The following is a 9348-nucleotide window of genomic DNA, read 5'->3' on the forward strand; positions in this document are numbered from 1 at the left end:
AGCGCACAGTGCCTGTCCGCCGGCCCGCCGCGTCGGCCGCCGGGGCCATGTTGGCCAACATGGCCCCGGCAGGACGCCGAGTGGGCAGTCGCGGTCAGTGACACGGGTGGGCGCGACCCTCCGGAGGGCAGCAACTGCCCACTCGACCCGGCTGCCGGAGGAGGTCCTCCGTCAGTCCATCAGCGGGTCGGCGTCCTCGTCGTCGGTGTAGGCGGCCCACAGTGCGGCGTAGGCGCCGCCGCGGGCGAGCAGCTCGTCGTGCGTGCCGACCTCGACCACCCGGCCGCCGTCCATCACCGCGACCCGGTCGGCGCGGGCGGCGGTGGTGAGCCGGTGCGCGACGACCAGCGTCGTGCGGCGACGGGCGACCGCGTCGGCGGCGCGGGTGACCGCGGCCTCGGTGGCCAGGTCCAGCGACGCGGTGGCCTCGTCGAACAGCAGCACGTCGGGGTCGACCAGCTCGGCACGGGCCAGCGCGAGCAGCTGACGCTGACCGGCCGACAGCGACCGGCCGCGCTCTCCCACCCGGGTCCGGTAGCCCTGCGGCAGCGCGGCGACCATCTCGTGCGCCCCGACGGCACGGGCCGCGGCCTCCACCTCGGCGTCGGTCGCCGAGGGCCGGCCGTAGGCGATCGCGTCACGCACCGAACCCGAGAACAGGAACGCCTCCTGCGGGACGACGCCGAGCCGGCCGCGGTAGGCCAGCAGGTCCAGCGAGCGCAGGTCCGCGCCGTCCACGCACACCGCGCCCGACGTCGGGTCGTAGAAGCGGGCGACCAGCTTGACCACGGTCGACTTGCCCGCGCCGGTCTCCCCCACCAGCGCCAGCGTCTCCCCCGGCGCGACCCGCAACGAGACGCCGCGCAGCGCGGGAGCGGGCGCCCCGGCGTAGGCGAACGTGACGTCGGAGAGCTGCACCTCCCCGCGCAGCCGGCCCACCGGGCGCGGGTCGACGGCGGCGGGGGTGGACGTCGGCAGCCGCAGCAGGTCACGCAGCCGCCGCAGCCCGACCGCGGCCTGCTGGTAGCTGTCGAACACCTGCGACAGCTGCTGGACCGGGGAGAAGAACGTGTCGACGTAGAGCACGAAGGCGATCAGGACACCGGCGGTGATCGCCCCGTCGGACAGCCGGGCCGCGCCGACCGCGAGCACCGCGGCGGCCGCGACCTCGGAGAGGAACTCGACGAACGGGAAGTAGATCGAGATGTAGCGCTGCGCCCGCAGCCGCACGTCCCGGTAGGCCTTGGCGTAGCCGCGGAAGACGCCGGTGGAGTGCTCGGTGCGGTCGAACGCCTGGGTGACCCGTACCCCGGCGACGTCCTCCTGCAGCCGGGCGTTGACCGCGCTGACCCGTTCGCGGGCCTCCGTGTAGGCCGGCACCGACCGCGACCGGAACCAGATCGTGGTCACCACCAGCACCGGGAGCGTGGCCAGCAGCACCAGCGCCAGCTCGGCGTCGAAGAGGAACAGCGCGACCAGCACCCCGACCAGGGTGAGCACGCTGATCACCGCGGTGGTCAGCCCGGTCTGCAGGAACGCCGACAGCGCGTCGACGTCCGTGGTCATCCGGGTCATGATCCGGCCGCCGAGCTCGCGCTCGTAGTAGTCCAGCCCCAGCCGCTGGAGCTGGGCGAAGGTCTTGACCCGCAGCGTGTAGAGCAGCCGCTCGCCGGTGCGCCCGGTCAGCCAGGCCGCCCCGCGGGCGACGAGGAGGTCGACCACCACGACGGTGAAGGCGATCGCGGCGACGGTCAGCAGCAGGGACGTCGACCGGGCGGCGATGCCGTTGTCCACGCCCGCGCGCACCAGCGCGGGGATGGCCAGCTGCGCGGCGGTGTCGACGGCCACCAGCACGAGCGCGGCGGCCAGCGCCCAGCGGAACGGGCGGATCAGCCGCCACAGCGTGAAGTCGGTGTCGGCGGCCCGGGCGCGCTCGGCGGGCACGTCGGGCCGGTCGTCGGCGGGCGGCAGCCGGTCGACCAGCGCCGTCAGCGACGCGGTCGGCGCCGCGGCCGCCATCGCCGCGCCGCGACCACCGATCGAGGCGGCCGGCTCCCGCACCGGCGCGGCCTCGACCGGGGCGGGGTCCGGCCAGGCGGCGGGGGTGACCCCGTCGGCCGGGGCGGCGTCGAGCTCGGGCACGTCGCCGGTGCCCGACAGCAGCAGCCGGAACAGCGGCGAGCGGGCCTCCAGCTCGGCCGCCGTCCCGACGTCGACGACCCGGCCGGCGTCGAGGACGGCGACCCGGTCGGCCAGCGCCAGCGTCGACCGGCGGTGTGCCACCAGCAACGTCGTCCGGCCCTGGACGGCGGTGCGCAGCGCGGTGTGGATGCGGGCCTCGACCGCGGCGTCGACGGCGGAGGTCGCGTCGTCGAGGACCAGCACCCGGGGGTCGGTGAGCAGCGCCCGGGCCAGCGCGACCCGCTGCCGCTGCCCGCCGGACAGCGTCAGGCCCTGCTCGCCGACGACGGTGTCGTAGCCGTCGGGCAGCTCGGAGATGAAGCCGTCGGCCTGCGCGGCCCGGGCGGCGGCGCGCACCTCGGCGTCGGAGGCGTCGGGCCGGCCGAAGGCGATGTTGGACCGCACCGTGTCGGAGAACAGGAAGCTGTCCTCGAACACCACGCCGAGCGCCGAGCGCAGCGACCCGGTGTCCAGGTCGCGGACGTCGACCCCGCCGACCCGCAGCGCGCCGGCCGAGACGTCGTAGAAGCGCGGCAGCAGCGACACGACGGTGGACTTGCCCGACCCCGAGGAGCCGACCAGGGCGAGGGTCTCCCCCGGCTCGACCCGCAGCGAGACGCCGGACAGCACCGGCCGGTCGGGCGTGTGGCCGAAGGTGACGTCGTCCAGCTCCACGGTCAGCGGGCCGGCCGGCAGCTGCTGGTCACCGGAGACCAGGGTGGGCCGGGCGTCGATGACCTCCAGCACCCGCTCGACCCCGGCGCGGGCCTGCTGGCCGATGGTGAGCACGGCGGCGAGCTGGCGCACCGGCGACACCAGCGCGGCCAGGTAGGTGGCGAAGGCCAGGAAGGTGCCCAGCGAGATCGACCCGCGCAGCGCCAGCCACCCGCCCAGGGCCAGCACGCCCACCTGCCCGAGCGCCGGGACGGCCTGCAGCAGCGGGTTGTAGCGGGCGGTGAACCGGACGACGCGCATCCGGGCGCCGAAGAGCGTGCGGGCGCCGTCGTCGATCCGGTCGAGCTCGCGGCCCTCCTGGCCGAAGCCCTTCACCACCCGGACGCCGGTGACCGCGGCCTCCACGTCGCCGGCCACCTCACCGGCCTGCTGCTGGGCGGCCCAGTTGGCCGGGAACAGGTCCCGCCGGCTGCGCAGCGCGAGCCACCACAGCGCCGGGCCGACCGCGAGCGCGACGACGGTCAGCAGCGGGGACAGCCACGCCATCACCCCGAGGGAGACGACGAACAGCAGCGCGTTGCCGGTCAGGTTGGGCAGGAACGCCAGCAGCCCCTGGACCAGGGTGATGTCGCTGATGGAGCGGCTGACCGCCTGCCCGGTCTGCAGCCGGTCCTGGCCCGGGCCGTCGAGCCGGGACAGTGCGGCGTGGACGTCGTTGCGCAGGTCGTACTGCACGTCCAGCGACAGCCGCCCGGCCAGGTACCGGCGGACGAACCCGGCACCGAAGCGCAGCAGCCCGGCGAGCACCAGCGCGACGACGAAAGGTGTGACGTCGGCGTTGCCGGCGACCACCCGGTCGACGACGGCGCGGGTGAGCAGCGGGGCGACCGCGGCGATCACCGAGCCGACCAGCGCGGCGGTGAACGCACCGACCAGGTCGCCCCGGTGCCGCAGGCAGTAGCCGATCAGTCGCTTGAGCCAGCCGCCCTCGGGCACCGGCGCCTGGTCTCGGGAGCGGGTGCTGGGGGCGCGCTGGGCAGTGGCCGTCACGAAGCGGCAGGGGTGAGCGGCACGACGTCCAGTGTGCGACTCCCCTGGCGGCCGCGCCGCCGACGGGGTGGGAGGGTGACCCGGTGGCGGACAGGGGGTTGCACGCACCGGCCTGGCTGGAGGAGCTGGTGCGCACCAGCCGGCCCCCGGTGCCCTGGCGCGACGTCGTCCGGTTCGCCGTCGTCGTCCCCGCGCCGCTGGCCGTGGCGCTGGCCGTCGGCGGGGTCGAGGGCTCGGCGCTGGGCGCCGGCGTCTTCGCCACGATGGGCTCGCTGGCCGCGACGCTCGCGCCCCAGTCCGGGCCGCTGCGCGTGCGGCTGCGCCGGGTCGCGGCGGCGTCGCTGATGGGCGGGACCGGTCTGGTGGTCGGCCAGGCGCTCACCGGCGGCGGCTGGGTGCCGGTGGTGCTGATGGCCCTGGTCTCCGCGGTCGCGGCGCTGCTCAGCTCGATCAGCGCCGCGTGGTCCCTGGGCGCGCTGCAGCTGCTGGTCTACGCCGCGGTCTCCTCCGGGCTGTCCACGCCGCTGCCGGCCGTCGCCGAGGTCGGGTACTTCCTGGCCGGCGCCGCGCTGGCCACCCTGGCGGTGGTGCTGCAGGCCCGGGTCGAACCGGTCGACCCCGACCGGGAGGCCGTCGGCACGGTGTTCCGCCGGGTCGCCGAGCTGCTGGAGTCCATCGGCACCGACGCCACCGAGGACGCCCGCCGGGCACTGACCCTGGCGCTCAACGACGGCTACGACCGGGTGATCCACGCCCGCAGCCGCTCGGCCGGGCGCAACCGTGAGCTGGCCGGGCTGGCCGGGGTGCTCAACGCCGCCGCGCCGCTGGTCGAGGGCGCGGTGGCCAGCGCCCGGGCCGGGGTCCCCGCCGACTCCCGCGACGTCGGCGCCGCGCACGCCCTGGCCACCGCCGTCACCGACCGCCGGCCGCTGCTGGGCGAGCGACCGCCCCGGGTCGAGGACGCCCCGGCCCAGCAGCGCGCGGTGCGGCACGGCCTGCGGCTGGTCTGGAACGTCGTCGGCGACCCGGAGGAGCGGGCCTCGGCCGCCGTCGTGCGCCCGCAGTCCGGGTGGCAGGTGCGGCTGCACGACCTCGCCGACCGCACCGTGGGCAACGCCGACTCCCGCGCCTTCGTCGTCCGGCTGACGCTGTGCATGACGGTGGCCGAGGTGGCCCGCCAGCTGCTGCCGATCGACCGGCCGTACTGGGTCCTGCTCACCGTGGCCATCGTGCTCAAGCCCGACTTCGGCTCGGTGTTCACCCGGGCGGTGCAGCGCGGCGCCGGCACGCTGCTGGGGGTGCTGCTCGGCTCGCTGCTGCTGACGTTCCTCTCCCGCGACGCCTGGGTGCTCCTCCCCTTGGCGCTGGCCGCCGCCGCGCTGCCGTGGGCCCGCAACGGCAACTTCGGGCTGTTCTCGGTGTTCCAGACGCCGCTGATCATCCTGCTCATCGACCTGGCCACGCCCAGCGGCGACGGCGTGGTCGGCGCCCGGCTGGTCGACACCCTCATCGGCTGCGGGATCGTGCTGCTGTTCGGCTACCTGCTGTGGCCGCAGACCTGGCGCGCCCCGCTGGACGACGCCCTGTCGGCCGCGGCCCTGGCGCTGGACCGCTTCGTCGACGCCGCCTTCACCCGCAGCCCCGAGGACACCCGCCGGGCCCGCCGGGCCAGCTACCGGGCGCTGACGGAGCTGCAGACCCAGCTGCAGCGCCGGCTGGCCGAGCCGCCGCCGATCAGCACCCGGGCCGCGGCGTGGTGGCCGGTGATCGTGCAGCTGGAGCGGACGTCGGACGCGGTCACCGAGGCGGTCATCGCGATGCGCACCGGGGCGCCGGCGCCCGAGCCCGGCCAGGTCGCGGTGCTCCGCAAGGCGGTGCGGGAGCTGGAGGCCGACCTGCGCGACCACCGGGTGCCCGACGACGCCGAGATCGACGCGTCCGGGGTGCTCGCCCCGGTCGCCCGCGAGGTCGACGCCGCCCGGCGGCTGGTCCGGGAGACCACGCCGGGACGGCGGGCGGGCGTCCGCGGCGCCGACGACTGAGCGCTCACTCCCGGACGTCGGCCGGGCCGGACCCCATCGGCAGGCCCGCGGCGGTCCACGCCTCGACGCCGCCGGCCAGATCGGTCGCGCGCGGCAGGCCCACGGCCCGCAGAGAGGCGGCGGCCAGGCTGGAGCTGTAGCCGTGCCGGCAGACCACGACCACCTCCAGGTCCGGACCGGTGGCCTCCGGGATGCGCCACGGCGAGGTCGGGTCCAGCCGCCACTCCAGCACCGTGCGGTCGATGACCAGCGCGCCGGGGAACTCGCCCTGGACCCGGCGGTGGGACTCCGTGCGGGTGTCGACGACCAGCGCCCCCCGGGCCACCGCGGCCAGCAGCTCCTGCGGCGTCAGCCGGTGCACCCCGGCCCGACTGGCGGCCAGCACGTCGTCGATGCCCATGCCCGGCAGCCTGCCCGACGGCCCCGGCGCGGCGGCCCACCGCGTCCGGTCGCCCCGGCAGGATGGGGTCATGGCCCTCTTCCGCCGCCGGCCCGCCGACCCCACCAGCGGCATCGCCGGCTTCTGGGCCTGGTGGGCCGCCGGGGGTGCGGCCCACTGCGCCGGGGCGATCGCCGCCGGCCGGGCCGAGTCGCTGGCCGACGTGCTCGGGCCGGCCGTCGAGGCCGTCCACCGGGAGCTGTCCTGGGAGCTGGGTCCCGGCGGGGTCGGTGAGCACGTCCTCGTCGTCACCGCGGCCGGCGACCCCGCGCTGCGCTCGGTGGCCCGCCGGTGGCTGCTCGCCGCACCGGCTCCCGACGCCGTCTGGGAGTACGCCGACTCGCGGCCCGTCGAGCAGCAGCTGGACTGGGGGCTGTCCGTGGGCGGCCGGACGGTCGACGCCGCGGACGTCGTCGCCACCTGGGCCCGCACCGGCCGGCAGCCCGAGCTGGACGTCGCCCTGCACCACCCCGCCCTGGCCGCGCTGCCGGAGGGGACCCGCGGCGAGCTGACCTTCCTGCTGCTGGACCACGCGCTCGGCGAGACCGCCGTCGAGACCTGGGTGGGTGCCATCGACACCCTGGTGCGCCCGCCCTCGGACCGGGACGACGCGGCGGTCGGCGACCTCGCCGCGCTGCGGGCCGCCGTCCAGGAGCTGGCCGCGGAGGTCGGCGAGGACGCCTGGGCGCTGCTGGAGGCCACCACCGCGGGCGGGCAGCCGGTGCTGGCCGCCGCCCGGCAGCCGCTGCGCGCCGCGACCGCCCCGCACCTGGACCGGCACGTGCGGGTGGAGCTGCCCTACACCGACCTCACCGACGGCGGGCTCCCCGGACCGGCCTCGCTCGAGCCGCTCCGCGAGCACCAGGACGACCTCGGCGCCCGGCTCGGGGCGGACGGCCGGGTGGTCGCCCACGAGACCAGCGGCGGGGTGCGCACGCTGCACGTCTACGTCGACGCCACGACCGGTGCCGCCGACCGGGTGCAGGAGGTGGTCGCGGGCTGGCCGCAGGGCCGGCCCCGGACCACGGTCCAGGCGGACCCGGGCTGGCAGGCGGTCCGGCACCTGCGCGGCTGAAAACCGCTGGCCACCGGTGGGGCAGGCCGCCTACCGTCCCTCCTCGCCCGGGGTCAGCAGCCGGACGGCATCGCCGTCGCAGGTCCTGCGTGTCGGCTCCGGGCGTGCCATTGGGCAAGCGTCTCTGGAACGCGCGGGTTCGACTCCCGTCGCCGTCCGGCGCGCGGTCACGAGGGTGCCGACGGTCTGCAGCGCCCTGCGCGCTCCCCGGTGGTGCCCGACCGCGCGCCGGCCGGTCCCGCGTGCCCGGACCGATCAGGGAGGACCGTCGTGCACGTCGTCGTCGAGGAGTGGGAGCGGGTCCTGGCCTACCGGGACGGCCGCTTCGTCGAGGTGCTCGGCCCCGGGCGGCACCGCCGGCCCCGGTGGCGGCGGCGGACGGTGCGGGTCGTCGTCCGGCCGCGGCTGCTCGTCGTCCCGGCCCAGGAGGTGCTCACCGGCGACGGTCTGACGGTCAAGGTGAGCCTGCTGGCCACCTGCCGGACCACCGACCCGCGGCGCTGGCACGAGGCGGTCGAGGGCGCCGACGGGTTCGTCTACGCCGCGCTCCAGGTCGCCCTGCGCGAGGCGGTCGCCGGCCGGACCCTCGACGAGCTGCTCACCGCGCGCGAGGACCCGCCCGAGGCGCTGCGGGCGTCGGTCGCCCCCCGCGCGGAGGCGGTCGGCGTCACCGTCGAGGACGTCGCGGTGCGGGACGTGATGGTCCCGGCCGAGCTGCGGCGGGCCGCGGCCGGTGTCGCGACCGCGCGGGCCGAGGGGCTGGCGGCGCTCGAGCGGGCGCGCGCAGAGGTCGCCGCGACCCGGGCCCTGGCCAACGCGGCGCGGATGGTCGCCGAGCAGCCGGGGCTCCTGCAGCTGCGGACCCTCCAGGCGGTCGAGACCGGCGGCGCGACCGTCGTCCTCACCACCGGGCCCGTCGGCACCGACGTCGGCGTCCGTCCGGTCCCGTGAGCCGGGCGGCCGTCTCGGTCCTCCGAGTTGCGCACGATCCGGCCATGCCAACCACGACCTTCCGCACTCGACCACTCACACATGAGCTCGAACGCGCAGGAGGAGCGGAAGAGCAGCCAGGTCGGATCGACGACCGTTCACACCCCGACAGCCGGGCCACTTGGCTGGCGACGCCCCACCAGCCCCCCGAGAGGATCTGTTCTCCATGATGAAGAAGATCGCTGTCGCTTGTCTGGGCTCGGCCGCCGTCATCGTCGCCAGTGCTGGCGCAGCCTCGGCGGGCGAGGTCACCGGCAACGGGAAGGACACCCCGATCCGAGGTGGCGCGGCCAACTCGGTCTGCGCGTTCTCGGGTCTCAACAACGACGTCGTCGTGCCCGGTGAGCCTGTCGAGCTGGGCCGCACGCAGTCCTACGGCCAGATCGTCCGCTCGGGTGGCAAGGCCTTCGCGCCGAGTCCGGGCGTCACCTGCAACCACACCAGGGGATTCGTGGAGTAGTCGGTCGCGACCGTCGTCCTCACCACCGGCCCCCTCGGCACCGACGTCGGCGTCCGCTCGGCCGCGTGACACGCGACGGCCGGTCATCCCCCACCGGGCGTGACCGGCCGTCGGCTCACCTCGTCGCCGTGCGCACGAGGTGGACGGCGGTGCCCAACACGTGCCGCAGGACGGTCAGCTGACGTGCGCTCCACCGCGGCCGGAACTCGTCCAGCTCGAACAGCCAGGGCACGTTCGCGGCGACGAGCTTGCGGTAGCAGACCGCTGCCTGACCGCCGTGCGGCAGGAGCGGCTGTCCCGTGCTCCGCGCCACGTCCTCGGCCCAGTTCCACAGGTTCAACCCGGCCACCGGGTCCAGGGTCCCCGCGCGGCCCCGCAGCCACCGCAGAGCCGGATCGAGGTCGGTCGTGGACCTGTACGACGCCTCGTCAGCTGT

Annotated in this window: 7 protein-coding genes; 4 read left to right on the plus strand and 3 right to left on the minus strand. The window is 76.4% G+C overall.

Features of this window, described 5'->3' with window-relative positions; all coding sequences use genetic code 11:
• Positions 1–171: 171 nt before the first annotated feature.
• A complete protein-coding gene (locus GCU67_RS08230; protein ID WP_163610620.1) occupies positions 172–3906 on the minus strand; it encodes an ABC transporter transmembrane domain-containing protein in 3735 nt (1244 codons plus the stop codon).
• An 83-nt stretch (positions 3907–3989) separates the two neighbouring features.
• On the opposite strand from GCU67_RS08230, the gene GCU67_RS08235 reads away from it, so the two are divergent.
• On the plus strand, positions 3990–5948 hold the full coding sequence (locus GCU67_RS08235) for an FUSC family protein (RefSeq protein WP_163610621.1): 1959 nt from the start codon (positions 3990–3992) through the stop codon (positions 5946–5948).
• Positions 5949–5952: 4 nt separating this feature from the next.
• Here GCU67_RS08235 and GCU67_RS08240 read toward each other — a convergent pair whose 3' ends face one another.
• Positions 5953–6348 (minus strand): rhodanese-like domain-containing protein, encoded by a 396-nt coding sequence (locus GCU67_RS08240; RefSeq protein WP_163610622.1) that lies wholly within the window; start codon positions 6346–6348, stop codon positions 5953–5955.
• Between the two features lie 70 nt (positions 6349–6418).
• Between GCU67_RS08240 and GCU67_RS08245 the strand changes: the two genes are divergently transcribed.
• The 3 genes from GCU67_RS08245 to GCU67_RS08255 all read left to right on the plus strand — a co-directional run bounded on the left by GCU67_RS08245 (position 6419) and on the right by GCU67_RS08255 (position 8912).
• Entirely contained in the window at positions 6419–7462 is a 1044-nt protein-coding gene (locus GCU67_RS08245; protein ID WP_163610623.1) for a DUF695 domain-containing protein, read from the plus strand.
• 270 nt (positions 7463–7732) lie between these two features.
• Complete coding sequence (locus GCU67_RS08250; RefSeq protein ID WP_163610624.1) at positions 7733–8413, plus strand: SPFH domain-containing protein; 681 nt, start codon at positions 7733–7735, stop codon at positions 8411–8413.
• Between the two features lie 205 nt (positions 8414–8618).
• Positions 8619–8912, plus strand: a complete 294-nt coding sequence (locus GCU67_RS08255; RefSeq protein WP_211661013.1) for a hypothetical protein — start codon at positions 8619–8621, stop codon at positions 8910–8912.
• Between the two features lie 115 nt (positions 8913–9027).
• Here GCU67_RS08255 and GCU67_RS08260 read toward each other — a convergent pair.
• Positions 9028–9348: hypothetical protein (locus GCU67_RS08260; protein ID WP_211661014.1), on the minus strand; the 321-nt coding region annotated here is incomplete at its 5' end.

This window comes from Modestobacter muralis, assembly GCF_010682105.1.
GTDB lineage: Bacteria > Actinomycetota > Actinomycetes > Mycobacteriales > Geodermatophilaceae > Modestobacter > Modestobacter muralis.

Bases quoted from the DNA above. Each gene is read 5' to 3' on its own strand.
- GCU67_RS08240 (WP_163610622.1), bottom strand. From the start codon at position 6,348: ATGGGCATCGACGACGTGCTGGCCGCCAGTCGGGCCGGGGTGCACCGG.
- GCU67_RS08245 (WP_163610623.1), top strand. From the start codon at position 6,419: ATGGCCCTCTTCCGCCGCCGGCCCGCCGACCCCACCAGCGGCATCGCC.
- GCU67_RS08255 (WP_211661013.1), top strand. From the start codon at position 8,619: ATGATGAAGAAGATCGCTGTCGCTTGTCTGGGCTCGGCCGCCGTCATC.